Origin of the sequence: Lentzea sp. NBC_00516, assembly GCF_036346835.1 — a bacterium.
GTDB lineage: Bacteria > Actinomycetota > Actinomycetes > Mycobacteriales > Pseudonocardiaceae > Lentzea > Lentzea sokolovensis.
In genome coordinates, this window is sequence record NZ_CP107840.1 from 7,900,804 (window position 1) to 7,926,213 (window position 25,410).

Sequence of the window (25,410 nt, forward strand, 5' to 3'; positions counted from 1 at the left end):
ACCTAATAACAATTTAATTGTTGTGCTGAACCTTTAAGCACCGCTGTAAGGTCGAGGCATGCTGGACGTGCGACGAATGCAGGTGCTCAGGGCCGTCGTGAGCACGGGTTCCATCACCGCTGCCGCGACCAACCTCGGCTACACCCCGTCCGCCATCTCGCAGCAGGTCGCGAGCCTGGAGAAGCAGGCGGGACTGCCGCTGCTGGAACGCGTCGGCAGGGGAGTCCGCCCCACCGCGGCCGGACGCCTGCTCACCGAGCACGCCGGCCGCCTCGCCGAGCAGCTGGCGGAGGCCGAGAGCGCCCTGACGGCGTTGCGCAACGGCTGCGCCGGCACCCTGCGCGTCCGCTACTTCGCGACGGCCGGAGCGGCGCTCGTGCCGCCCGCGGTGGCGACGTTCCGGGCCGAGCGCTCGGGCGTGGAACTCGACCTGAAGCTGACCGAGCCGACCGACCCGTTCGTCGAACTGGCGGCGGGCCGCGCGGACGTGGCGATCACCGTCCTCGAACCGGACGCCCCCGCGCCGGAGGGCATGGTCGCGCGGCACCTGCTCGCCGACCCGTTCTACGCCGTGCTCCCGCGGGGCCACGTCCTGGCCCGCAAGCGCGTGCTCGATCTCGGCGAACTGGCCGACGAGCCGTGGATCGACGCGGACTGCGGCGCCGCCGGTCCGTGCGCGGACCTGGTGCGAAATGCCTGCGCGGGCGCTGGATTCTCGCCGCAGGTGGCCGTGGAAAGCGACGACTACGCGACCGCGCAGGGATTCGTGGCGGCCGGACTGGGCGTCACGATCATTCCCCGGCTCGGCCTGGGATATGCGCACCCCGGCGTTGTTCTGCGGAAGGTGCGCAATCCCGAACCGGTCCGGCACATTCACGTGGTCTATCGCGAGGATGCCGCGCGGAATCCCGCTGTACTCACTCTCGCGGAAGCCCTGGAGAAGGCCGCACGGGCCTCCTGACCAGGGCCGCGATCAGTAGGAGCCGAGCAACTTGTCGTTGTGCATGAGGAAGTTCGGGCTCTTCCACTCGAACGAGATGCCCCGGCGTTCGGAGGTCGTCCCGCCGCTCTTCTTCGTGTACTCGACGTCGACTTCCCAGTAGAAGCCTTCTTTTTCGGTGGCCTTGACGATCTTGGCTTCCTTGATGCCCGACCAGAAGCTCTGGAAACCGCTGTAGCCGCCGGGGAAGCTGCCCTGGAAGTTGCCGTTGCCGAGCTTCCAGGCTTCTTCCGGGGACTTGGGAGCGGTGTCGAAGTACTCCTCCAGGAACGCCTTCATGTCGTCAGGCTGGGGCGAGCTCGTCCACTGGCCGGCCTTGCCCGCGGACTTCGGCGGCGTCGACTGCTTGGTCGGGTTGTTGCCCTGGGTCTGCTGCGTCGAGGTGTTCGCGCCCGCGTTGTTGTCGTTGCCGCCGTCGCCGCCGTTCGACAGCATGCTCGCGAACATGATGCCCACGACCGCCGCTGCCACGATGGCGAGCGCGGTGTAGATCGTCGACTTCTTGCTCTTCGACGATGACGACGACGATTGCGCCGCCGGCCTCGGGCGCTGCGAGTACTGCGGCGCGGCGGCCGGGCGGTGGTTCGACGGCTGCTGCTGCGCGGTGCGCGGCGGCGGCGTGTGCATGTCGACCCGCGTCGCGTTGGGCGGCGGCGACTGCTGCTGCCCCTGCGGCGGCGTCAGGGCGCGCGTGGCGGCCTGGTGCGGCTGCTGCTGCACCGGCACACCGCGCCACGACGGCGGGTGGGTCGGCGCGACCACGGCGGGGGTGAAGGCGGGGGCGGCCTGGCCGTTCGCGACGGCGGCGAGCGCGTCGCGGGCCTCGGCCATGGTCGGGCGGTCTTCCGGCTCTGCCCGCAGCAGGCGCATCAGCAACGCGGTCAGCGGCCCGGCGTTGCGCGGCGGGTTCACCTTGCCGGACGCGACCTTGTGCAGCAGCGCGATGGTGTTCTCGCTCAGGCCGAACGGTGGCTCGCCCTCGATCGCGGCGTACAGCGTCGAGCCCAGGGAGAACACGTCGGACGGCGAGCCCGGGTCGTAGCCCTTGGCCACCTCGGGCGCGAGGTAGGCGGGGGTGCCCGCGAGCATGCCCGTCGCGGTGACCGTGACGTCACCGGTCGCGCGGGAGATGCCGAAGTCGGTGATCTTCACCGTGCCGTCGTCGCCGAGCAGGATGTTGCCGGGCTTGATGTCGCGGTGCACGATGCCGGCGTTGTGCGCGGCGGCCAGTGCGGACGCGACCTGCATGCCGATCGACGCCACGTCACGTGGCGGGAGCGTGCCGCGTTCGGAGAGCACTGCGGACAGGCTCTTCGACGGCAGGTACTCCATGATCAGCCACGGCTGGCTGTCGTCCTCGGCGACGTCGTAAACAGCGACGGCGTGAGGGTGTTGCAGGCGCGCGGCGATACGGCCCTCGCGCATGGCACGTCTCTTGGCCTCGTCCGTGTCAGCTTCGGCTAGTCCAGGCTGCAGGAGGAGTTGCTTGACCGCGACTGTGCGGTGCAGGCGTTCATCATGTGCCGTCCAAACGACGCCCATGGCGCCGCTGCCGATCCGCTGGCTCAATCGGTAGCGACCAGCGACCAATCGGCCATCGTCGGTCACAGTTGCTCCCCGCTGTGCGGTCACTTGCTCTCTGTTCAACGGCTGATCACACCTTCGGGTTCAGATCACCCATCGGTGCGGGTACCCACCTTACGAGATTTCAACGACGTAATGATGCTTAGCCCGGCTGGCTCGACTGTGCGACCGAACTCGGTGGTGACGAGGGCGGTGGCGAACTCGAAGGCTTTGAGGGCGTTGTCGTCGTTGTAGTCGTCGTGGTGGTCGTAGTTGTAGTCGTCGTCGTTGTAGACGTCGTTTCGCGCGTCGTCGTTGCCTCGGGCGTGGTGGTCGTCACCTCGGGCAACGAACTCGTTGGTTCTACCGTCTGCGACGAGCTCGCCGGCGGTGCGGACGGGTTCTGCGGTTCCTTGTTGAACACCCCGAGCGCGACCATCAAACCACCGATGACCAGCAACAACGCCAGCACCACCGCAGCGATCACCAGCGGCCTGTTGTCCTGCCCCCTGGCGGGCGCCATCGGCGGCGCGGTGCGCGGTGGCGCAGTCCTGGCGACCGGCCGGACCACGCGGGTCCGGTCGGGTTCCACGACCGTCGTCGGGTCGGGCCCCGCGGTCACCGCCAGGCCGCTGAACGACGGCGAACGGCCGTGCGCGACGGCGTTGAGCACCTCGCGCGCCTGGGCCATGGTCGGCCTGTCGTCCGGTTCGAAGTTCAGCAGGTACAGCAGCGTGTCGGAGAGCGGGTGGTCGACGGTCGGCGGGTTGATCCGCCCGGCCGCGACGGCGTGCAGAACACCGAGAGTGTTCTCGCTCACTCCGTAGGGCGGCTCGCCCTCCATCGCGGCGAACAGCGTCGAGCCGAGCGAGTAGACGTCGGAGGCCGGCGTCGGGTCCTGGCCCCGCGCGATCTCCGGCGCGAGGTACGCGGGCGTGCCGGCGATCAGGCCGGTCTTGGTGACCGTGATGTCGTCGGAGGCGCGCGAGATGCCGAAGTCGGTGATCTTGACGACGCCGTTCTCGGCGATCAGCACGTTGCCGGGCTTCACGTCGCGGTGCACGATCCCCGCCGCGTGGGCCGCGGCCAGCGCCGCCGCGCACTGGGAGCCGATGCTGGCGACCTCGACCGGGTCCATCGGCCCGCCCTCGGCCAGCGCGTCGGCCAGGCTGTAGGACGGCAGGTACTCCATGACCAGGCACGGGACGCCGTCTTCCTCGACGACGTCGTACACGGCGATGGCGTTCGGGTGATGCAGCTTGGCGGCGATGCGGCCCTCGCGCATGGCGCGCTGGATGGCCTCGTCCTGCTCGGTCTCGTCGAGACCGGGCGCCAGCAGCAGCTGCTTGATCGCGACCTCGCGGCCGAGGCGTTCGTCGTGGGCGCGCCAGACGATGCCCATCGCGCCGGAGCCGATGCGATCGAGGAAGCGGTATCGGTCGGCGATCAGACGGCCGTCCGAGGTGCCGGACGTCGTCACAAGCTCACCTCAGGGGTGCACGAAAGCGTGACTGCGGCTGTGGCAGCAGATCCCACGCTCGTGCTCCTCGTGCGGTAGTCAGCGGGTCGTCCGGAATGCCCGCACAGGGTACCTGTCGAGGGCGGCCGCTGAAGCTACGTGTCGTACGTCAGTTCACCGGGGCGAAGAAGTCGAATCCGCCGACGGTGTCGCCCACGGTGTTCAGCACGGGGTCGAGGATGCCGAGGTCCACGCTCACGTCGACCGGGTTGGACGGCGGCGGCAGCTGGGTCTCGGAGGTGGGCGGCGTGCTGGCGATCGGCGGGGTGGCCGTGGACGAGCTCGGCGGCGGAGGCGTCTCGCTCGACGGCGGCGTGCTCGGCTGGCTGGTCTCCGTGGACGTCGACGGCGGCGTGGTCTGCGTCGAGGTCTCGGAGGTGGGCTGCTGCGTCTGCTGGGTCTGCGTCTGCTGAGTCGGACGCTGCTGCTGGGTCTGGACGTTCGGCTCGACGCGCCTGGTCGGGCTCGTGGTGGTCGGGTCGGCCTGCTGGGTCTCGGTGGCGTCGGACTGCTGCGTCTTGTTCGACGGCAGCTTCACGACGCCTTCGGTGCCGGAGCTGGCGCCACGGGCCTGGGCGCGCTCGTCGAACCGCACCTCGGCGAGCGGGCGCTCGTCCGGCGAGGACAGCCACGAGGAGGCGGCGAACGCCACCGAACCGCAGATGATCACGCCACCGCTGGCCGCCGCGGCCAGCTTGCCGACGGTGAACCCACCGCGGTGGGTGTCGTCGGCGAGGCCTTCCCGGCGCAGCAGCTCGGTGATGTGCAGCTCCTTCATGGGCTGCTTCTTCTTGCTGCCAGGAGCCTTGACCGGCTTGAACTTGACGGTCGGCTCGAACGACTCCGGGGTGATGTCGTCGGCGAGCATGTCGGCGGTGATCACCGGGATCTCCACGGTTTCCGCCTCGCGGCGGGCGATCAGCTCGGCGACGGACAGCTGTCCGGTCGACTCAGCCGACCCTGTCAGCCGCCGACGATGGTCCTCAATCGACACCGCTCGTTCACCCTTCCAAGTTCGCGTTCGCGCACTGGCGGGGATATGGATACCGAATCGTGACCCGAGATGTAACCCCTATGGGGGAATTTTCACGATCAAACCTGGGGTTTCGCGACGAGCGGTCACCGTTCGACTGCGAACGGCGATCCAGTTGGGTGCGACCTATGTTCGCGGCTAACTGCGTTGCGCCGAAAGGACCTCGGTGCCGACGATGCGCGGCTGGCTCGTGCTGGTCAGCCAGAAGAGCTGCTCGATGCGCAGCCAGCTGCCGTCGATCTCCTGCATCGAGACGACCGCGAGCACCGATCCGTCCGGCCGCACCGACGTCTGGTCGACGTTCACAGTCCTGACGGTGCCCCAGGACCGGACGAACTCCGCGGGGTTCGCGCCGACCAGTTCCGGCGAGAGCAACTTGGCCGCCGAGGCGGGCTTGGTCGTGAGCAGTTCGTAGAACCGCTTCACCACGTCGACCTGCGGTTGAGGGCCGACCGAGACCTCGGGCGTGGACGGTTCGGGGTCGGCCGTCTGCAACAGGAGTGCGGACGGCTGCGGCATCGGCACGGCGGTGGTCTGCACCGGCGTGCGGTCGTTCGGCAGCTGAGCTGACAGGACGTCCGGGCGCAGCGCGCTCGACCCGGACAACGCGACGGGCCGTTCGGTGACGGGGACGCCGTTGTTGGAGGGGCGCTTGTTCGCGAGGACCGCCGCGCCCGCGATCGAGGAGACCAGCACGATCGCGCCGGTCAACAGGCCGGCTGCCCTGGCGAGGGTGCCCGACTTCGTGCGGCGGCGGCGACCGGGCACGACCGGGATCACGGTCGTCGTCGCGGTCATGTTCTCGGTGGGGCCGAGCAGAGAGGTGACGAGAGCGTCGGTGGCGGCTTCCTCGTTCGACAGGATGCGCATCGGGGCCGGCTGCTGCTTGATCAGCTCGGCCACGCTGATCGCGCCGGCGCGGGCGTGCCGCCGTCCGGTCGTCGCCGCGGGACGCTGCACTGCTCTGGCCCTCCGTACTGTCCGTGTTCACCTGAAGACGTACCGTGGCCGCACCTGAAGACGCCAGTTTCTTGGTGGACTTCACTCGTCCGTGGCGGCCAGCGGTGCTCAGGATTCGCTCAAAGGTGCTAACTACTACGTTCGGTAGCTTCGGGCGTGACCTTTAGCCACTTCAGCCGCCGGCCTTCAACCGTTCACTGTTGATCAGCGGCAGGTCCCCGAGCGTGAAGCTGAGCTCGCGCTTCTCGGTGCTGACCGAGCCGTCCTTCTTCGTCACCTGCAGCAGGCTGACGGTGAGGCCCTTGCTCGGGTCGACCGCGATCTCCTTGACCTCGATCAGCGAGATGTCGGCGAGCCTGCCCTCGAGCAACGCGTCGGCGTTCGAGCGCACGGTGTCCGTGGTCATGGCGAGCGCCGTGTCCGCGTTCGTCGCCATCGCTCGGTAGAAGGTCTCGGTCTGCTGGGCGATCTTGCCGCCGTCGACGACCGGGGCCTGGGTGACCGGCACGGTCGTGATGACCGGCGGGAGCGTCCCGGACGGCTTGGGGTTCGGCGCGGACGCGGAGGCCTGCCCGCTCGTGGCGGGCGCGCCGGTACCGGTGCCCGTGCCCGGCACGGGAGCGCCCCGCCCGGTCTTCGCGGCCGACGGCGCGGTGCCCGTGGCGGACGGGGTCGTGCCGCCGGTGGGCAGCTGGGAGATGAGCGGCACGTCCGACGGGTAACCGGGCAGCCCGACCGTCTCGGTCGTGCCGCCACCGCCGACCAGCTTGGCCGCGGCGACGCTCAGGCCGACCAGCACGAGCACCGACGAGACGACGGCGAACCAGGCCGCGCGCTTCCAGGTGCGCGGCGGCGTGACCGAGGCGGGCACCAGCCCGATGTTGAACTTGCGCAGCCCGTCGGTGTCCTGCAGCGGGTCGATCTGACGGCGGCGCGGCAACGGGATGCGGTCGCCCCCGACGACGGGCCGCGGCTGCGTCTCCGGCGGCAGCGCGACCCCGTCGTCGAGACGATGCTTGCCCGGCAGTTCGTCCATCCCGACACCCCTCTGCGACGCAATCAGCGTAGGGCCGTCTAGAGGTACCGAACCAACCAAAAGGGGGTGTTCAGGACGAGTGACACTCTTTTGTGTGAAGTTTGTCAGCGCGGCGGGAGTTGAGCTTGACCGCTGTTCAGCTGCTTGCGCGTGTTCTGGACGCCGTTGAGCGCGACCAGACCGCTGCCGCCCGCGATCAGCGAACCGATGACGTCGGCGCCCAGCGAGTCGCCGTTGGTGATCAGCAGGCCGATCACCGCGCCGGCGGTCGTGATGATCGCGGTCTTCCAGCGGCTGCGGACGAACTGCGAGACGGGCGCTCCGGCGAGGCCCTTCTTGTTCGCGGCCGAACCGAGCAAGCCCAGGTAAGCGTCGTGCGCCAAGGCGGCGAGCAGGCCGGCGATGGCGATCAGTGCGGCGATGAGGCCCATGTGTCCAGTGTGCCCCCAGAACTTTTCGGTGGACCATCCGTGATCGCCCTGATATCCGATTCGGGTGGACATGTTCTGGCACGACGACTGCCTCGAGCACGACGCCGGCGAAGGTCTGTGGGAGCTGCCGGGCTCCTGGCCGTGGCTGGACGTCGCCGAACCGCACCCGGAGACGGCGGCGCGGCTGCGCACGTTCCGGCACGCGCTGACGCACGGCCCGGTGGCGCCGCATTTGAAGTGGCACGAGGGGCGCCACGCGTCCGTTGACGAGCTACTGCGCGTGCACACGGCGGGGTACTTGGACTCGTTGCGCGTATCGGAGCGTGTGGCGCTGGAAGTGAACACGGTCGTCGGACCGGAGACGTGGCGTGCCGCGTCCGCGGCGGCAGGGACCGCGTTGGCGGCGCTGGAATCCGGTGCGCCAGTGGCGTACGCGCTGGTCCGGCCGCCGGGACACCACGCTCAGCCGGACATGGCGGACGGCTACTGCTTCGTGAACAACGCGGCGCTGGTGGCGGAAACCGCGCGGCGCCAGGGGATGCGGGTCGCCGTCCTGGACTGGGACGTGCACCACGGCAACGGCACGCAGGAGGTGTTCTACGACCGGACGGACGTGCTGACGATCTCGGTGCACATGCGGCACGGATCGTGGGGCACGAACCATCCGCAGACGGGCGCGCCTTCGGAAGTAGGCGCCAACGGCAGGAACGTGAACATCGAACTGTCGCTCGGTGCGGGCGACACGACGTACTTGCGCGCGCTCGACGAGATCGCTTTCCCGCTGCTGCGCGACTTCGGGCCGGACCTGCTGGTGTGCGCGTCCGGGTTCGACGGGTCGGCGTTCGACCCCAACGGGCGCCACAACCTCACGGCGGACGGGTACCGCGAGATCGGGCGGCGGGTGGCGTCGTTCGGGCCTCGGGTGGTGCTCACCCAGGAGGGCGGCTACCTGCGCGGCTACTCGGCGTTGTGCCTGCACGCGCTGGTGGAGGGCCTGCTGCGGCTGCCCGAGCCGTTGCTCGAGGACCCGCTGGCCTACGTGCCGGACGATTCCCAGCTCGCGGACGTGGACCTCGAACGCGTGCGCGCCGCCCTGAAGCCTTTTTGGCCCGGCGTGCTGTGACGCCGGGCCCGTGGGGTGCTGCTACCTGCCGAGCGGGCCGCGACCCATCTTGAGCAGGATCATCGCGAGGTCCTTGCCCTCGGTGCCGAGCGGCCGGTACCGGTTGAGGACGTCGATCTCGCGGTTGTGCACGATCTTCGTGCCGCCGGCCGCCATGCGGGCCGCGCCGATGATCTTGGATACCTCGACGCGCCGTTGCACGAGTCGGAGGATCTCCGCGTCGAGGTGGTCGATCTCCTCGCGCAGCGCGTTGATGTCGGGTTCGGTGGTGGTGGCGTCCATCGTGGTGACCTCTCGACTCTTCGAGTCCTGGCCCGGAAGCGACGAAGCCCCGGTGTCCGAGGACTCCGGGGCTTCGTGGTGGCTTTTCAGCGCTAGACGACCACGGGAGCCGGAGTCCGGGTCCCGTAGAAAAACTCGAAGTACGTCGCGCGCATGGATCGAGTGTGACACAGAACCTCCCGCACTCGCCAAGTCCGTGCGGTTGAAGGGCTCATCAGGTGGGAAACCAACGCTTGAAGAATTCCATCTTCTGCTCTAGCTCCACGGCCCAAGTGTGGACATAGAGTCATGCCGTGCTGAGACCAAGACCTGGGGTTCATATGAAGTACGCACTCGGGATGGCGACAGCTCTGGCGCTGTCCTCGACGGTCGCGCCGGCGGCAACGGCAGCGGAGCCGGACTTCGCCACCATCAAGATCACCAGGGTCTCCGGCTGGTTCGGCCAGGAGGACTTCTGGACCACCAGGGGTGGGTTCGTCCCCCGGCAGAAGTTCGCCGTCGACATCACGAACGTCGCGCGCCACGACGAGCGGCGCCTGCAGCTCTTCATCTCGTTCCCGACCGACCGCCTCGAGGTCACGGGCTTCGAGGGCGACGGGTGGACGTGCCGCGACGTCAACGAGGGCATCGGCGCCGAAGGCCTCACGTGCACGCAGGATCACCTGATCGTGCACGAGGAGGCGTGGCCGACGCTCACGGTCGAGACCAAGGCCGAGGCCATCTGGACCCAGGACTCCATCGACCTGTACGCCGAGGCAGACGGCCACGCGGCCGTGCACGCGGCGAAGCCCTTCAGGATCGACACGAGCACCTGATAGCTCCTGCTCATCGAACACATGGTCGGGCGGTACCGGATTTGTCGGTGCCGCCCGGTACCGTGGATGGACGATGAGCGCCTTGTTCGACTTGCCCTCAAGTCCCCCCGTTTCCCGCGCGGGCCACCTGCTCGACGACCTGAACCCCGCGCAGCGCCGTGCCGTCGAGCACGCCGGTTCACCGCTGCTCGTGGTGGCGGGCGCCGGCTCCGGCAAGACGCGCGTCCTCACCAGGCGGATCGCGTACCTGCTCGCGGAACGTGACGTGCACCCCGGCCAGATCATGGCCATCACGTTCACGAACAAGGCCGCCGCCGAGATGAAGGAGCGCGTCGCCGACATGGTGGGCGCGCGCGCCCGTTCGATGTGGGTGTCGACGTTCCACTCGATGTGCGTCCGCGTGATGCGCCGCGACGCGAAGACGCTCGGCATGTCGTCGAACTTCTCGATCTACGACAGCGACGACACGCGCCGCCTCGTCACGCTCGTGGCCAGAGACCTCGACCTGGACCCGAAGAAGTACGCGGCCCGCACCCTCGCCGTGCACATCTCGAACCTCAAGAACGAGCTCATCGACCCGGAGACCGCCACCGCCCAGGCCACGAACGACCTGGAACGCCGGGTGGCCGAGGTCTACACCGTCTACCAGCGCCGCCTGGCCGAGTCGAACTCGCTCGACTTCGACGACCTCATCATGAGGACCGTCGAGCTCCTCCAGCGCTTCCCGGACGTGGCTGAGCACTACCGCCGCCGCTTCCGCCACGTCCTGGTCGACGAGTACCAGGACACGAACCACGCGCAGTACACCCTGGTGCGCGAACTCGTCGGCAAGGCCGGCGGCGAGATCCCCCCGGCGGAACTCTGCGTGGTGGGCGACGCGGACCAGTCCATCTACGCCTTCCGCGGCGCCACGATCCGCAACATCGTGGAGTTCGAGCGCGACTACCCGGACGCCACCACGATCCTGCTGGAGCAGAACTACCGCTCCACCCAGAACATCCTCACGGCCGCCAACGCGGTGATCTCCCGCAACCCGAACCGCCGCGACAAGTCGCTCTGGTCCGACCTCGGCGAGGGCGAGAAGATCGTCGGCTACGTCGCGGACAACGAACACGACGAAGCGGCCTTCGTGGCGAACGAGATCGACCGCCTGGTCGACGGCGGCGAGGTCAACAACTCCGAGATCGCCGTCTTCTACCGCACCAACAACCAGTCGCGGGTCTTCGAGGAGATCTTCATCCGCCTCGGCCTCCCGTACCGGGTGGTCGGCGGCGTCCGCTTCTACGAGCGCCGAGAGGTCCGCGACGCCCTCGCCTACCTGCGAACCCTGGCGAACCCGGAAGACACGGTCTCACTCCGCCGAATCCTGAACGTCCCGAAACGGGGCATCGGCGAACGAGCGGAAGCCTGCGTCTCCGCCTACGCGGAACGCGAACGAATCAGCTTCGCCGCAGCCCTCCGCGAGGCCGTGAACGACCGAGTCCCGATGCTGAACCCGCGCTCCCGCAACGCGATCGCCGGTTTCGTCGAGATGATGGACCAACTGGGCGAGATGGTCGCGCGCGAGGAAGACGTCGCCGACATCCTCGAATCGGTCCTGGAGAAGTCCGGCTACCGCACCGAACTGGAAGCCAGCGAGGACCCGCAGGACCACACGAGGATCGAAAACCTCAACGAACTCATCACCGTCGCCCGCGAGTTCACCGAACTAGAGCTTCCCGAGGGCGCGGAACCGATCCCGTCGCTCCCAGCCTTCCTGGAACGAGTCTCGCTGGTAGCGGACGCGGACTCGATCCCAGACGCGGACTCCGACGGCGTGGTCACCCTCATGACCATCCACACGGCCAAGGGCCTCGAATACCCGGTCGTCTTCAGCACGGGCTGGGAAGACGGCGTCTTCCCGCACATGCGAGCACTGGGCGACCCAGCCGAACTGGCAGAGGAACGCCGCCTCGCCTACGTCGGAATCACCAGGGCCCAACGCCGCCTCTACCTCTCCAGGGCCTTGGTCCGCTCAGCCTGGGGCCAGCCGTCAGCAAACCCGGCCTCCCGCTTCCTGAGCGAAATCCCGCAGGACCTCCTGGACTGGCGCCGAGTAGAACCATCACGCTCAGGCCCAGCAGCAGCCACGACGTGGGGCCGCTCAGCCTCAGGCGGCATAGCCTCCCGAGGCCTCTCCCGCCCAGCCCCGGGCAAAGCGGGCTGGAAGGACGGCCCGGCGATGAAGCTGGAAGTGGGCGACCGAGTAACCCACGACAAGTACGGCCTGGGCCGAGTGATGGCAGTGGACGGCGAGGGCCTGCGAGCCACCGCGACGATCGACTTCGGCGGCTCGGGCACAGTCCGCCTGATGCTGATCGGCAGCGTCCCAATGACAAAACTCTGACGCCACCCCAAGGCCAGCCCGCCCGCGAAGCCAAGGCAGGCGGGACGAGCGAGCGTGCTCAAAGAAGCAGAGGGCACGCTCGCGCAGGGGTCCCCTTCGGATTTGGATCCCCCGCGACCCAACGTACAGAGCAGGTCTGACACTCCAGCGATGCCGAAGGCGAGCCGTCTTTACCGTGCGGTCTGGGTGGGGTGGTTTCGTCACGAGTCGTGCCATAGCTCTTGCTGCAGGCAGAAGGGGATGTCAAACGGACACGCTTTTCGTCCGTTTGACATCCCCTTCTGCCTGTGGCCCGCTCTTGGCTCGGCTCGTGACGAAACCACCCCACCAACGCGCCCCACAAAGCAACGCAACTCCGCCCAACGCAACAGGCGTGCCATCTACCTACGCATGGCGTAGACCCCGGTTTTTGATCAGATTGGCGGGGTCTGGGGCGGAGCCCCAGGAATCAGCCGCCACATCCCCTCGCAAGGCGACCCACCTACGGACTCGCAACGCGCAGCCGCCAACGCAACCGGGGGACGACCCGCGCAACCCATGCGCACGCCGAAGGCGACCCCAACACCCAACGACTTACGGAACGCCAACGACCCACCATCCGGGTGCACGACACAAGCCACATCCCCACCCAAACCGGACCACCCCCACCCCCGTGACCAGCACTTTCCCCACCCCCGAAGAAATCCCCCAAAAATCCTGAAAACCAGCGCAACGGACCGCCAGAACGTGCGTCTATGTGGGTGTCGCAAGCAGCACAGCCAGGGAACGTTCGGGGCGGTCCAAGGCAGCCAGGCAGCCTGCAGACGAAGGGGAGCGAAGGGACGGCGGGGGCCTAACTTCGCGGCGAAGTGCGGCCGGACCGAACGGGAGAGCGGTCCGGCCGCACTGTCTTCTCAGGACGGTCTTCTGGGGACAGTCTCGTCCGGCACGGGCACAGCCTTCTTCGGCACAGCCCCGGCAAGAGCCACGCACGGGCCACGTAAGAGCCGCGAGCGCGAAGATCGACGCAGGTCATCCCCACCGCGTCCAAAAATTGTCAGACCCCCGGAGCATCATCAACCGCATGAGGCCACAACCCCAGCGGGAGAGCTCAAGATGGATCACGTACTGGCCGGCGCTCTGCACGAACGTGTGTTCGCAATCCTCAGCCAGCTGGAATCCCCGGAAACGACCAACCTGGTCGAAGCCTGGCGCACCCTGCTCCGCCACCACGAACCAACGGAGAGCGGGGCCTGCAAGGCATGCGGCCCACGCTGGCGCAGGCACATGTGCTCGGTCTGGCGCGTAGCGGCGACTTGTCTCGTCCGGCCTGAGGTCGCTCGGCCCGGTCTCGCCCGGCCTTAGCTCGCCCGGCAGAGGGCCCGCGGTGGCACAGCCGGAGCGCGCAGCTGGAGCGGGACTAGAGCGACGCTAGAGGCTCCTGGGCCACAAGTGCCCTCTGAGGCTTCTCAAGCACCCTGACCCACACCACGAGGTGGGTCAGGAGCGAAATCCCGTCAGAAAGCTACTGAGCCGTAGTTCAACAAGTCCCGAACCAGAGGCTCGGAAGCCCCGCGAACCGATGAGCCCGGAGAACCGACGAACCTGGAGGTCCGGAACGGATCAGACCGTCACGCCGCGGGCGTTCAGCCAGGTCAGCGGGTTGATCTTCTGGCCGCCGGGGTTCCAGACCTCGAAGTGCAGGTGAGGGCCGGTGGAGAAGCCGCGGTTGCCCATGCGGGCGATCTGCTCGCCTGCCTTGACGACCTGGCCCTCGCGGACGTTGAACGTGTCGACGTGGCCGTAGACGGTGATGGTGCCGTCGGCGTGCTCCACGCGGACCCAGAGGCCGAAGCCGGAGGCGGGACCCGCCTCGATGACCTTGCCGTCGGAGGCGGCGAGGATCGGGGTGCCGATGGGGCCGGCGATGTCGATGCCGAGGTGCATGGTGCCCCAGCGGCCGCCGTAGCCGGAGGTGAAGTCACCGGCGGCGGGGCGGACGAACTTCGGGCGCTTCTTCTCGGCCTCGACGGCCTCGCGCTCGGTGGTGAGCTGCTGGCTGCGCAGGAGCTTGGCAGCCTCGGCGGAACCCTCCGCGGTGGTCTTGGAGACCGCGAGGATCTGCGGGGCGGGGGCGGTGTCGCCTCCCACGCCGTCGAAGGTGGCGGCGCCGCCGGAGTGGTTCGCGAGCTGGACGTCACTGCTGTCGTCCGCTGCGGCCTGGCCGATCTGGCCTGCGCCTGCTGCTGCGAACGCGCCTACTGCGACGGCGGCGACGACGATGCGTCCGCGAAGCGCCGAGGGAGGCGGGGGGAGCCGGTGAGAGCTGACCGTGCGCGCATTGGCGCGGTCGACTGCCTCTTCAAGCGCAGCACTGCGTTCATGGCCGCCGGGGGAGCGGTGGTGACTCAAAGCTTGCCCTTCCGCCTTCGGGGAGCCTGATCTTGTGGACTGCCGGGCGGGGGATTCCCGGTGAGTCAGGATTCGGGGTTCTGACTCGGTGTCCTTCTGTGATCAGACCGTGACAACGGACCGGGGGAAGGTAACGGCTGGGAGCCTCGGAGGGCAAACCCCAGTTCGTTATGTCCTCCCAATGGGCGGCGACCAGCGGGTTTTAACTGTCAACTGTGACTGTCGGTCATGCCAGGCGCTCGACACGCCTCAAGGCCAGCGGCGATGGGGTGAGTTGACAAGTCATCCGATCGGGTGATGGCCGTCACAACTACGTGAAGAGTCCTCGTGTCAACCGGCAAAGAAAGGTGACCTGAATCACGTATCTGGTGCTCTTCGACGTGCAACGACGAGTGCTCCAGTCGGGCGTTGCGCTGAGGCACGATGATCTGATCCATCTCCGACCAGACGACGACGAAGCGCGTGCGGCACGGCCGGCACGGTTCGGCGAGCTCCTCCAGCAACTCGGAGCCCGGTCGCAGTTGCTTGGTCAGCGGAGTCGGCAGCAGATAGGCGGCGAGCGTGCCGCTGTGCGGCGTGCCCAGTGTTACGAGAGTGCGAACGCGGGCGTCGCCGTGCAGCCGCTGTACGTAGTACCGAGCAATGAGCCCGCCCAGCGAATGGCCGACGACGTGCACCTGATCGGATCCGGTCTGTTCACAGATCCGCTCGATGTGGGCGCCGAGCAGCGCGGCCGAGCGGCGGACGTCTCCGGTCAACGCCGTCAGCACGCTGTAGTTGATGGCGTGAACTACCCCGAAGCCCCGCCTTCGCAGCGCCCCCGACAGCACCGCGAAGGCGGAACGGTTGTCCCCGATGCCATGCACCAACACGATCGGGGTGCCCGCCGCGTCCATCGCCGAAACCATCAGCCCGCGCTGGCGCGGGGGCAGGCCGTCGGTGCGGTAGTGCCGGTACTGGCCGTCTGTGCGCAGCTGTTCGGTGATCGCGCCCCACGGGTAGAGCACCGCGTGGGCCGTCAGCCAGGCCGCTTCCATCGCGACCCCGCGCATGCCGCCGGGTGTGGCCATCGCCCGCAGCGCGACCTTCACTTCTTCCGCGACATCACGGACCGTGTGCACGCCCCAGCCGGCACGGTCGAGGGCCGCGTCCGTCAGACGCGTGATCCACGACCGGCCGCTCTCGCTCATATGAGCGACGGTAAGTGATGAAGTCACGGGCTAGGAGTACCCGGCGGACGTTTTCCACATGCGAACGAAATTCGTCTTGATACGCCTGGGAGCCACACGCGGTCACACACCGGTCTTGCTAGGTTCGCCCGCGATGACTCGCACCGAGCTCGAGAACCAGACCCCGGCGGCCGCGAGGCTGCGCACGTCGTGGGCACTCGCCGCGGCAGGCTCCCTTCTACTGGCGGCCGGTCCGCTGCTCGGCGTGGTCGACGGCGCGGATCCCGCCTTCACGTCGTGGCCGCTGCTCGCCCTGGTGGCGCTGTTGCCGCCGGTCGTCGCGGGTGTGCTGCTGATGCGAGGCCGCCCGTTCGTGGCAGCCGGACTGATCGCCGCGGTCGGTGTCTTCGCGGTCGGACGCCTGCTGAGCGACTTCCAGATCTTCCTCGACGCGATGAAGGTGGCGCGGCCTGAGCTCTTCCGACCGACGACCCTCGTCGCGGTCGTCCCGTCGGCGGGGGTCTGGCTGCTGATCGCCGGGCACCTGCTGGTGATCGCGGGCGGCGCGCTCGCGGCCGGTCGCGCCGGCATGCCCGCGGACGAGTCGGAGCCCCCGACCCTGGTGGCCATGCCGGTGATCATCGCCGCGTGGGCCGCGATCGGGTTGCTGGGCAAGCCGTTCATCTCGACGGACCCGTTCCAGCTGGACCGCGGGCCGTGGGACCTGCCGGTGCTCGGCCTGACCGGCGGTCTGCTGATCGCACTGGCCGCGCCGCTCGCCACCGCGCTCGCGGCCAGCTCGCCCGACCCGGACACCCGCCAGGGCGGGACGATCGGCGTGACGCTCGCGTTGCTGGCCGTCGTGCTGCCGCCGCTGGTGGCGGGCACCGTCGCGGCCGGACTGAGCATCAGCGTGGGGTCGATGATCGCGCTGGTCGCCGCTCTCGTGCTGCCCATCACGCCTCTCTACGGCCGGACGGCGCGACTGTTGCGCGGCAAGCGCGACGAGACGCGCGACCCGGCACTGCCCTCTATTCAGCGCATGCACCTGGCCGCGGGTGTCTTCGCCGTCCTCTCGGCCGCCGCGATGCTCATCGGTGCGTTGCTGCCGCAGCTCGTCCTCACCACGGGCGGTGTGGCACCTGATCTGGCGTCCGTGAACCTGCTCTGGGCGGCCGGACTCGCGTTCGCCGGGCTGGGACTTCTCCTGGTGTTGCCGTCCACGGCCGCCGTGGTGCGCCCAGCGCTGGTGGGCGGTTACTTCGCCATGCAGTTCGCCGCGGCGGGCGCGACCGAACCCGTGCTGGCGGCGAGCCAGCTGGGCGTCGCGCAACCCGGCGCGGGCTTCTGGCTGATGACCGTCGAAATCCCGCTCGGCCTGCTGGCACTGGCCTGTGCGGGCCTCGCGGGCGCGATCGAGCGGGAGAACGCCGGCGAGACGAAGAAGGAGCAGGTTCCGGTGACCGAACTGGGTGCCGTGCTGCTCGCCGGGCTCTTCGCGGCAGGTGCCTTCGCGCTGCCGACCCTGCGTGGCGACAGGTACGCGTCACCGACCCTGATCCCGGACAACGACCCGACGGTCTCCGCGGTCCTGCTGATCTCCCTCATCGTGCTGATCATGACCCTCGTGCTCGCGCTCCGGTCGAAGCCCGCTCGTGGCGCGGCCACGCTCGTGGGCGGCGCGCTGCTGCTCGGCGTGCGGGCGCTCGAACTGCCGCTGACCGGCGGCCGCGTCGAGGGCGCGGTGGCCGCGCCCGGCACGTGGCTGGCGCTGGCGTCGATCGCGGCGCTGCTGATCGGGGCCGGGTTGATGGGGACTCGCGCGACCCGCTGAAACGTGTCGCAAAAGACTCCTGAACGTCTCGTGGGCCTGCTTTGCCTCGTAACGCGCGCGCACGCGTGATCGACCTCACCGCCGTTGAGACCGACCTCACCGGTGGTGGCGTGCGAGCGGTACCTGCAGCTCGATAGTGTCTGGGCCCAGCCGCGTCAAGTGGGTTCGCACGGCCCCTTGAGGACCACCCAGGCGCGGTGTTCCGACACCGACGTCGCAGGAGACCCGAGTGGACCTGTACGAGTACCAGGCGAAGGATCTCTTCGCCGCCCACGGCGTCCCGGTTCTGCCGGGCGATGTGGCAACCAACCCAGCTGACGCCAAGGCCATCGCCGCGAAGTTCGGCCAGGCCGTCGTCGTCAAGGCCCAGGTCAAGACCGGCGGCCGCGGCAAGGCCGGTGGTGTGAAGCTCGCTTCCACCCCCGAGGAGACCGAGGAGAAGGCGACCGCCATTCTCGGCCTCGACATCAAGGGGCACATCGTTCACCGCGTTCTGGTGACGCCCGCCTCCGACATCGCGGAGGAGTACTACTTCTCCTTCCTGCTCGACCGTGCCAACCGCACCTTCCTCGCCATGGCGAGTGTTGAGGGCGGCATGGACATCGAGGAGGTCGCCGCGACCAAGCCCGAGGCCCTCGCGAAGATCGCCATCGACGCCATCAAGGGCGTCGACGTGGCCAAGGCCACGGAGATCGCCGACGCGGCGAACTTCCCGGCCGAGGTCAAGGACCAGGTCGTCGACACGATCGTCAAGCTGTGGGAGACCTTCGTTTCGGAGGACGCCACGCTCGTCGAGGTCAACCCGCTGGTCCGCGACCCGCAGGGCAAGATCGTCGCGCTCGACGGCAAGGTCACGCTCGACGAGAACGCCGACTTCCGCCACCCGGCCCACGCCGAGCTGGTCGACAAGGCGGCCGAGAACCCTCTCGAGGCGAAGGCCAAGGAGAAGGGCCTCAACTACGTCAAGCTCGACGGCGAGGTCGGCATCATCGGAAACGGTGCCGGTCTGGTCATGTCGACGCTGGACGTCGTCGCGTACGCCGGTGAGCAGTACGGCGTGAAGCCCGCGAACTTCCTCGACATCGGTGGCGGCGCGTCCGCCGAGGTCATGGCCAACGGCCTGGACGTCATCCTCGGCGACGAGGCTGTCCGTTCGGTGTTCGTGAACGTCTTCGGTGGCATCACCGCGTGCGACGCCGTCGCCAACGGCATCGTGAAGGCGCTGGAGATCCTCGGCGACTCGGCCACCAAGCCGCTCGTCGTCCGCCTGGACGGCAACAACGTGGAGGAGGGCCGCGCGATTCTCGCCGAGGCCAACCACCCGCTGGTGACCGTTGTCGACACGATGGACAACGCGGCCGCCAAGGCCGCCGAGCTCGCGGCTGCGGGGGTCTGACCAAGATGGCTATCTTCCTCAACGAGACCAGCAAGGTCATCGTCCAGGGCATGACCGGTGCCGAAGGCACCAAGCACACCAAGCGCATGCTCGCGTCCGGCACGAACATCGTCGGTGGCGTGAACCCGCGCAAGGCGGGCGAGAAGGTCGACTTCGACGGCACCGTCCTCCCGGTCTTCGGCACCGTCAAGGAGGCCATGGAGGCCACCGGCGCGAACGTGACCGTGATCTTCGTCCCGCCGGCCTTCTCGAAGGCCGCCGTGGTCGAGGCGATCGACGCCGAGATCGAGCTGGCCGTCGTCATCACCGAGGGCATCCCGGTGCACGACACCGCCTACTTCTGGGCGCACGCCGTCGCGACGGGCCACAAGACCCGCATCATCGGCCCGAACTGCCCCGGCATCATCAGCCCCGGCAAGTCGAACGCCGGCATCATCCCCGCGAACATCGCGGGCAGCGGCAAGATCGGTCTGGTGTCGAAGTCGGGCACGCTGACCTACCAGATGATGCACGAGTTGCGGGACTTCGGTTTCTCCACCGCGATCGGCATCGGTGGCGACCCGATCATCGGCACCACGCACATCGACGCCCTCGAGGCGTTCGAGGCGGACCCCGAGACCACCGCGATCGTGATGATCGGTGAGATCGGTGGCGACGCCGAAGAGCGCGCCGCGGCGTACATCAAGGAGAACGTGACCAAGCCGGTCGTCGGCTACGTCGCGGGCTTCACCGCTCCCGAGGGCAAGACCATGGGCCACGCCGGCGCCATCGTCTCGGGCTCGGCGGGCACCGCGCAGGCGAAGAAGGAGGCCCTCGAGGCCGCCGGCGTCAAGGTCGGCAAGACGCCGTCCGAGACGGCCGACCTGATGCGCGAGATCATGCAGAGTCTCTGATCTCAGGCACTTAGCGCGATACGAGGGCTGGATTCCGAGTACTTTCGGAGTCCAGCCCTCGCTCGTATGGCGGAACCGGCATGATCGGTCCATCGTCTTAGTAGCGGGTGCAGAGCACTGCTAGCGTCAATCGACGCACCCTGGTTTGAGGAGGAGACCTCGACATGTCCGTGCCTTACGGCGCACCCCAACAGCAGCCGCCGGGTCCGGCACAGCACCAGGCTCCGCCGCCGGCCCACGGGGCCTCCGGTGCCAACAACATCAACCTGGCTCTGATCCTCCCGCTGGTCGCGGCGGGTCTCGGCCTCGTCGCCTACCTCGTCGCGTTCGCGGACGACGTCAGCGGCAACGTGACGTACCTGCTGGCCGCGGGCATGCTCGCCGGCCTCTCGGTGCTGCCCAACATCCCGAAGGGCTTCGTCCCGGTCGCCGCGGTCCTCGCGGGCGTCCAGACGCTGCTGCAGCTGCAGGGCATCATCAAGTCGCCGTCCGTGCAGGGCCTCGACATCGTGCTGCTCATCGTCGCGCTGCTCGAGACGGCCGCGGTCGTGCTCGCGTTCCTGCTCGCCGAGGGCATCGTGAAGTTCGAGCCGAAGCCCGCGAACCCGTACGCGGGTCAGCAGCAGCAGGGGCAGCCGGGCGGCTGGAACCCGCAGTCCGGCGCGTTCCCGCAGCAGGGCCAGCACCCGCAGCACGGCGCGCCCCAGCAGGCCCCGCAGCAGCAGGCGCCTCAGCAGTTCGGCCAGCAGCAGCAGTTCGGTCAGCAGCCGCAGCAGCCCGCCCAGCCGGGTCAGCCGCCGCAGCAGACCAGCTTCATGCCGCAGCCGGGCCAGTTCGGCTCGCCGGGCACGCCGCCCGGCGGCTTCGGCGGACCGCAGCAGTAAGGTCCGCACACCGTTCGACCTCAGGGGTGGTGCCGGTTCTCCGGCACCACCCCTGTCGTATGACCCGGCGTGCCTGCCCCGAATGGCTCAGGCGGCCTGACACAGTGGAGAAGTGCCCGTGCTGCAACGCGATGTGACCCGCGAGGTCAACACCGTGCGCCCACCGGAGTTCTCGCGGTCCGAACGCACGCGCGTGCTCATCGCCTCCGCGGTCGGATCGGTGGTCGTCGGATATGCCGCGGTCGCCGCGGTCCTCGCGCTGGTCTCCGCGACGGCCACGTACGCCGAGTTCTCCACGTCAGGCGTGCTCAGCGCCGCCGCGCCCGCCTGGCTGGCGGCGCACCACGTGCCGCTGCGCTTCGACTCCGGTCAGCTCGGCGTGCTGCCGCTGCTGCCGACGGCGTTGCTGATGCTGCTGGTCGCGCGCACCGCCGCGGGTGCCGCCGACCGTCTTGGTCTTTACGAACCGCTGCAGGCGCGCGGTGTCGTGCTCAGCATCGCCGGATCGCACGCGGTCGTCGGCGGGACGATCGCGCTGGTCATGGGCGAGGGCGTCGTGCGCGCCACACCGGCCGTCGCGTTCTTCGGCTGCGCGGCCGTGTCCGGTCTCGCCGCGACGATCGGCGTCGCCAGCCGTTGTGGCCTGGTCGAGGTGGTGTTCGACAAGCTCGACCCGGTGGCGCTGCACGGTCTGCGCTCCGGCTTCATGGCGTTGTTCGCACTGGTCGGCATGGGTGCGTTGGCGGTGGCGGCCGGTCTCGCGGCGTCCTGGCCGACGACCAGCGGGCTCTTCGCGGAGGCCGGTCCGTCGTTCGGTGTCGGTCTCGGCGTGTTCCTGCTGTGCCTCGGCTACCTGCCGAACGCGATCATCGCGGGCTTCTCGTACGTCGTGGGCGCCGGGTTCTCGCTGGGCGGGGTCGAGGTCGCGCCGACGCGGTTCGTCGGCGGTCCGGTGCCCCCGGTGCCGCTGCTGGCGGCCATGCCGGAGAGCGCGTTCGTGTGGAGTCCCGCCGTGCTGGCCGGCGGCGCGGCGATCGGCGTGTTCGTGGGCTGGACCTGCCGCAAGGTGTCCGACCGGCCGACCTCGCGGCTGCGCGCGGTGCTGGTGGCGGCGATCACGGCGGGTGTGGGCAGCCTGGTGCTCGCCGCGACGGCCGGTGGACGGCTGGCGGGTGGCGCGTTCGACCCCGTGACGGTGCCCGCGGGCCTGCTCGCGCTGCTCGTGGCGCTGTGGGTGCTGGTGCCGGGCGCGCTGGTGGCCTGGCTCGGCGGAAACCGCAAGAAGACCGCGGTGGCGGGCGACGCCGAGTTCGTCGAGCCGGACTACGACGAGGACGGGGAGGCAGTCGACCCGGACGTCGTGTTCGAGGACGACGAGCTCACCGAACAGTTCGAACAGCTCGAAGTCGTGGACGAGGACGAGTTCGAGGTCGAGGAGGACCTCGAAGACGACGACTACTACGACGAGGACGAGTACGACGAGGAAGAGCCCGAAGACGTCGACGAAGAGGCCGACGACGCCGAAGACGTTGAGGACGAACAGGAAGACGACGCGGACGAGGACCTCGAAGAGGAAGAGGACCTTGATGCGGAGTTCGACGAAATGCTCGGCATGCCCTCCGAGGAGGACCTGGACGGCAAGCCGGGACGGTGACGTCCTAGGCTGCTCCTGAGCTGCTGCAACGACCAGGAGTAGACGCTGAGCACCGAACTTCGGCTTCCCACACCGGCGCGCGTCGTCGTACTCGTCTCCGGTTCCGGAACCCTCATGCAGGCCCTGCTGGACGCGGACCTCCCGATCGAGGTGGTCGCGGTCGGCGCCGACCGCGAGAACATCGAGGGCCTCAAGCGCGCCGAACGCGCCGGGGTGCCCCACTTCGCCGTGAAGCTGCGCGACCACGCCGACCGCACGGCCTGGGACACCGCCTTGACCGAGGCCGTCGCGTCCTACGAGCCCGACCTGGTCGTGTCCGCCGGCTTCATGAAGATCATCGGTGAGCAGTTCCTCGCCCGATTCGGCGGCCGCATGATCAACACCCACCCCGCGCTGCTGCCGGCCTTCCCCGGCGCGCACGGCGTGCGCGACGCCCTGGCCTACGGCGTGCACGTCACCGGATCGACGGTGCACCTGGTCGACGCGGGCGTCGACACGGGGCCGATCCTCGCGCAGGAGGCCGTTGTCGTCGAACCCGGCGACACCGAGGAGACCCTGCACGAACGCATCAAGGTCGTCGAACGCCGGCTGCTCGTCGAGACAGTCGGCCGGCTCGCCCGTGAGGGCTGCACCGTGAACGGACGAAAGGTGAGCATTCCGTGAGCACTCCTGCCGAGAGGCGACCGGTCCGCCGGGCCCTGATCGGGGTCTCCGACAAGGCCGGCCTGCTGGAACTGGCCACCGGCCTGCACGCGGCCGGAGTCGAGATCGTGTCCACCGGCGGTACCGCGAAGGTGCTGGCCGACGCGGGCGTCCCCGTGACGAAGGTCGAGCAGGTCACCGGGTTCCCCGAGTGCCTCGACGGCCGCGTGAAGACGCTGCACCCGCGCGTGCACGCCGGTCTGCTGGCCGACCTGCGCAAGGACTCGCACGTCCAGCAGCTGCGCGAGATGGACATCGCGCCGTTCGACCTGCTGGTCGTGAACCTGTACCCGTTCACGCAGACCGTCGCGTCCGGTGCCGACGCCGACGAGTGCGTCGAGCAGATCGACATCGGCGGCCCCGCGATGGTCCGCGCGTCGGCGAAGAACCACGCCAACGTCGCGGTCGTCGTCGACCCGGCGCGCTACGACTGGGTGCTGGAGAACGTCCGCGAGGGCGGCTTCACCCTGGCCGACCGGCAGCGCCTGGCCGCCGACGCGTTCCGCCACACCGCTTCCTACGACGTGGCCGTGGCCTCGTGGATGGGCAACGCGCTGGCTCCGGACGACGAGGGCAGTGGCTTCCCCGGCTGGGTCGGCGCGACCTGGAACCGGTCGAACGTGCTGCGCTACGGCGAGAACCCGCACCAGAGCGCCGCGATCTACACGCAGGGCGACGGCCGCGTGGGCCTGGCGTCGGCGAAGCAGTTGCACGGCAAGGAGATGTCGTACAACAACTACCTCGACGGTGACGCCGCGTGGCGTGCCGCGTGGGACCACGAGCTGCCGTGCGTCGCGATCATCAAGCACGCCAACCCGTGCGGCATCGCGGTGTCCGAGCTGAGCATCGCGGACGCGCACCGCAAGGCGCACGAGTGCGACCCGGTCAGCGCGTTCGGCGGCATCATCGCGGCGAACCGCGAGGTCACCGTGGAGATGGCCGAGTTCGTCTCGGAGATCTTCACCGAGGTCGTCATCGCTCCGTCCTATGCGGACGGTGCGGTGGAGGTGTTGCAGCGCAAGAAGAACGTGCGCATCCTCGTGGCCGAGGCGCCTGCTCGCGGTGGCGCGGAGATGCGTCCGGTGTCCGGTGGCCTGCTCCTGCAGCAGCGCGACGCCATCGACGCGTCCGGTGACTCGCCGGCGAACTGGACCCTGGCGGCCGGAAAGCCCGCGGACGAGAAGACGCTGGCGGACCTCGAGTTCGCGTGGCGCTCCATCCGCGCGGTGAAGTCGAACGCGATCCTGCTGGCGGACAACGGCGCCACCGTCGGCGTCGGCATGGGCCAGGTCAACCGGGTCGACTCGTCGCACCTCGCGGTGAAGCGCGCCGGTGAGCGGGCCAAGGGCGCGGTCGGCGCGTCCGACGCGTTCTTCCCGTTCTCGGACGGTCTCGAAGTGCTGCTGGAAGCCGGCGTGCGCGCGGTCGTGCAGCCCGGTGGTTCGGTGCGCGACTCCGAGGTCATCGCCAAGGCCGAGGAAGCGGGCATCACGCTGTACCTCACGGGCACGCGCCACTTCGCCCACTAGAAACGCCCCGAAAGGGCCGCTTCCCGTTGGGGGAGCGGCCCTTTCGCTTTCAGATCTTCGCGACCATCTCTTCGGCCATGCCCTTCGCGGCGGCTTCGAGTTCCGCGACGTCCGGCTTGGTGTTGGTGAAGATGCCCGCGTCCCAGCCGAAGTGCTCGACCTCGACGATGGTGTCGCCCTTGCGCACGATGATCGAGATCTCGGTGAACGCCGAGTCGGACTCCACCAGCACGGCCGTGGCCTGGTCACCGAGACCTTCGAGCGGCTTCTGCTGCGGCGTGCCCTGGGTGTTCTTCATGTGCTGCGCCACGTTCCGGTCGAAGGCCTCGCCCGACTGCCCCTGCTCGCTGGAGACGTAGATGTCGGTGGTGCGGTGACCCTTGCCGTCGACGCCCTTGGTCTGGTTCCACGTGCAGATCGTGCGGGTGCCGTCGGTCAGCTTGGTCTCGTTCGAGCTGCGGCCGTTCGGGTTCGTCGTGCGCGCCTTGGCCAGCGCGGCCTCGGAGACGTTGCCGCACACCGAGGGCAGCTCGTCGGCGCGCTTGCTGGTGCCGCTGTCCTTGTTGACGTTGAGGTAGAGCACGAGGCCGGTGATGACGCCGGCCAGCACCAGCACGCCGACCAGGATGCCGACGACCAGCGGCGCCTTGCTCTTCTTGGGCGGCTGCGGCGGGCCCCAGCCGGGCTGCTGCCAGCCCTGGTGCTGTTGTTGCTGCCAGCCCTGCGGAGGTGGTGGCGGCTGTTGCTGATGCCAGCCGTGCGGAGGTGGTTGAGTCACGATTTCCCCAGTTCCCAGTAGTGCTCAGGGCA

Annotated in this window: 21 protein-coding genes; 11 read left to right on the forward strand and 10 right to left on the reverse strand. The window is 68.9% G+C overall.

The genetic code is table 11. The features are described from left to right. Window positions 1–58 precede the first annotated feature (58 nt). Window positions 59–961, forward strand: a complete 903-nt coding sequence (locus OG205_RS36480) for a LysR family transcriptional regulator (protein WP_330272407.1) — start codon at window positions 59–61, stop codon at window positions 959–961. Window positions 962–973: 12 nt separating this feature from the next. On the opposite strand, the gene OG205_RS36485 is transcribed toward OG205_RS36480, so the two are convergent. The 6 genes from OG205_RS36485 to OG205_RS36510 all read right to left on the reverse strand — a co-directional run bounded on the left by OG205_RS36485 (window position 974) and on the right by OG205_RS36510 (window position 7,542). Then, the gene (locus OG205_RS36485; RefSeq protein WP_442916636.1) at window positions 974–2,542 is read right to left on the reverse strand and encodes a protein kinase domain-containing protein; all 1,569 of its coding nucleotides are present in this window, start codon (window positions 2,540–2,542) and stop codon (window positions 974–976) included. Between the two features lie 184 nt (window positions 2,543–2,726). Then, the gene (locus OG205_RS36490) at window positions 2,727–4,043 is read right to left on the reverse strand and encodes a serine/threonine-protein kinase (RefSeq protein WP_330272409.1); all 1,317 of its coding nucleotides are present in this window, start codon (window positions 4,041–4,043) and stop codon (window positions 2,727–2,729) included. A 148-nt stretch (window positions 4,044–4,191) separates the two neighbouring features. After that, window positions 4,192–5,076: a hypothetical protein gene (locus OG205_RS36495; RefSeq protein WP_330272410.1), complete on the reverse strand. Its 885-nt coding sequence runs from the start codon at window positions 5,074–5,076 to the stop codon at window positions 4,192–4,194. A 177-nt stretch (window positions 5,077–5,253) separates the two neighbouring features. Continuing rightward, window positions 5,254–6,075 carry a hypothetical protein gene (locus OG205_RS36500; RefSeq protein WP_330272411.1) on the reverse strand — a complete coding sequence of 274 codons (822 nt, stop codon included), beginning with the start codon at window positions 6,073–6,075 and terminating at the stop codon, window positions 5,254–5,256. Between the two features lie 172 nt (window positions 6,076–6,247). Further along, a complete protein-coding gene (locus tag OG205_RS36505) occupies window positions 6,248–7,111 on the reverse strand; it encodes a hypothetical protein (RefSeq protein WP_330272412.1) in 864 nt (287 codons plus the stop codon). 104 nt (window positions 7,112–7,215) lie between these two features. Next, window positions 7,216–7,542 (reverse strand): hypothetical protein, encoded by a 327-nt coding sequence (locus OG205_RS36510; protein ID WP_319974988.1) that lies wholly within the window; start codon window positions 7,540–7,542, stop codon window positions 7,216–7,218. A gap of 70 nt (window positions 7,543–7,612) precedes the next feature. On the opposite strand from OG205_RS36510, the gene OG205_RS36515 reads away from it, so the two are divergent. Next, window positions 7,613–8,665 carry a histone deacetylase gene (locus OG205_RS36515; RefSeq protein WP_330278304.1) on the forward strand — a complete coding sequence of 351 codons (1,053 nt, stop codon included), beginning with the start codon at window positions 7,613–7,615 and terminating at the stop codon, window positions 8,663–8,665. A gap of 21 nt (window positions 8,666–8,686) precedes the next feature. Here OG205_RS36515 and OG205_RS36520 read toward each other — a convergent pair whose 3' ends face one another. Beyond that, window positions 8,687–9,118: a chorismate mutase gene (locus OG205_RS36520; RefSeq protein WP_330272413.1), complete on the reverse strand. Its 432-nt coding sequence runs from the start codon at window positions 9,116–9,118 to the stop codon at window positions 8,687–8,689. 149 nt (window positions 9,119–9,267) lie between these two features. Here OG205_RS36520 and OG205_RS36525 point away from each other — a divergent pair, with 149 nt between their 5' ends. Next, the gene (locus OG205_RS36525) at window positions 9,268–9,762 is read left to right on the forward strand and encodes a hypothetical protein (protein ID WP_330272414.1); all 495 of its coding nucleotides are present in this window, start codon (window positions 9,268–9,270) and stop codon (window positions 9,760–9,762) included. A 73-nt stretch (window positions 9,763–9,835) separates the two neighbouring features. Next, window positions 9,836–12,148: a DNA helicase PcrA gene (gene pcrA / locus OG205_RS36530; RefSeq protein WP_330272415.1), complete on the forward strand. Its 2,313-nt coding sequence runs from the start codon at window positions 9,836–9,838 to the stop codon at window positions 12,146–12,148. Between the two features lie 1,602 nt (window positions 12,149–13,750). Here the strand turns inward: pcrA and OG205_RS36535 are convergent. Both OG205_RS36535 and OG205_RS36540 read right to left on the reverse strand, forming a co-directional pair. Then, window positions 13,751–14,539, reverse strand: a complete 789-nt coding sequence (locus OG205_RS36535; protein WP_330272416.1) for a M23 family metallopeptidase — start codon at window positions 14,537–14,539, stop codon at window positions 13,751–13,753. 209 nt (window positions 14,540–14,748) lie between these two features. Continuing rightward, window positions 14,749–15,729, reverse strand: a complete 981-nt coding sequence (locus OG205_RS36540) for an esterase/lipase family protein (RefSeq protein ID WP_330272417.1) — start codon at window positions 15,727–15,729, stop codon at window positions 14,749–14,751. A 133-nt stretch (window positions 15,730–15,862) separates the two neighbouring features. Between OG205_RS36540 and OG205_RS36545 the strand changes: the two genes are divergently transcribed. From OG205_RS36545 to purH, 7 genes are all read left to right on the forward strand, one after another. Continuing rightward, window positions 15,863–17,542 (forward strand): hypothetical protein, encoded by a 1,680-nt coding sequence (locus tag OG205_RS36545; RefSeq protein ID WP_330272418.1) that lies wholly within the window; start codon window positions 15,863–15,865, stop codon window positions 17,540–17,542. Between the two features lie 229 nt (window positions 17,543–17,771). Continuing rightward, a complete protein-coding gene (sucC, locus tag OG205_RS36550; protein WP_089915033.1) occupies window positions 17,772–18,938 on the forward strand; it encodes an ADP-forming succinate--CoA ligase subunit beta in 1,167 nt (388 codons plus the stop codon). Between the two features lie 5 nt (window positions 18,939–18,943). Continuing rightward, window positions 18,944–19,831: a succinate--CoA ligase subunit alpha gene (sucD, locus tag OG205_RS36555; RefSeq protein WP_319974999.1), complete on the forward strand. Its 888-nt coding sequence runs from the start codon at window positions 18,944–18,946 to the stop codon at window positions 19,829–19,831. A gap of 164 nt (window positions 19,832–19,995) precedes the next feature. Next, window positions 19,996–20,715, forward strand: a complete 720-nt coding sequence (locus tag OG205_RS36560; RefSeq protein WP_330272419.1) for a DUF5336 domain-containing protein — start codon at window positions 19,996–19,998, stop codon at window positions 20,713–20,715. A 118-nt stretch (window positions 20,716–20,833) separates the two neighbouring features. Then, entirely contained in the window at window positions 20,834–22,369 is a 1,536-nt protein-coding gene (locus OG205_RS36565) for a cell division protein PerM (protein ID WP_330272420.1), read from the forward strand. 45 nt (window positions 22,370–22,414) lie between these two features. Next, window positions 22,415–23,032 carry a phosphoribosylglycinamide formyltransferase gene (gene purN / locus OG205_RS36570; RefSeq protein ID WP_330278305.1) on the forward strand — a complete coding sequence of 206 codons (618 nt, stop codon included), beginning with the start codon at window positions 22,415–22,417 and terminating at the stop codon, window positions 23,030–23,032. Then, on the forward strand, window positions 23,029–24,600 hold the full coding sequence (gene purH / locus OG205_RS36575) for a bifunctional phosphoribosylaminoimidazolecarboxamide formyltransferase/IMP cyclohydrolase (protein ID WP_330272421.1): 1,572 nt from the start codon (window positions 23,029–23,031) through the stop codon (window positions 24,598–24,600). The genes purN and purH overlap by 4 nt, the downstream gene beginning before the upstream one ends. A gap of 49 nt (window positions 24,601–24,649) precedes the next feature. On the opposite strand, the gene OG205_RS36580 is transcribed toward purH, so the two are convergent. Continuing rightward, window positions 24,650–25,378: a hypothetical protein gene (locus OG205_RS36580; protein ID WP_330272422.1), complete on the reverse strand. Its 729-nt coding sequence runs from the start codon at window positions 25,376–25,378 to the stop codon at window positions 24,650–24,652. Window positions 25,379–25,410: the final 32 nt, after the last annotated feature.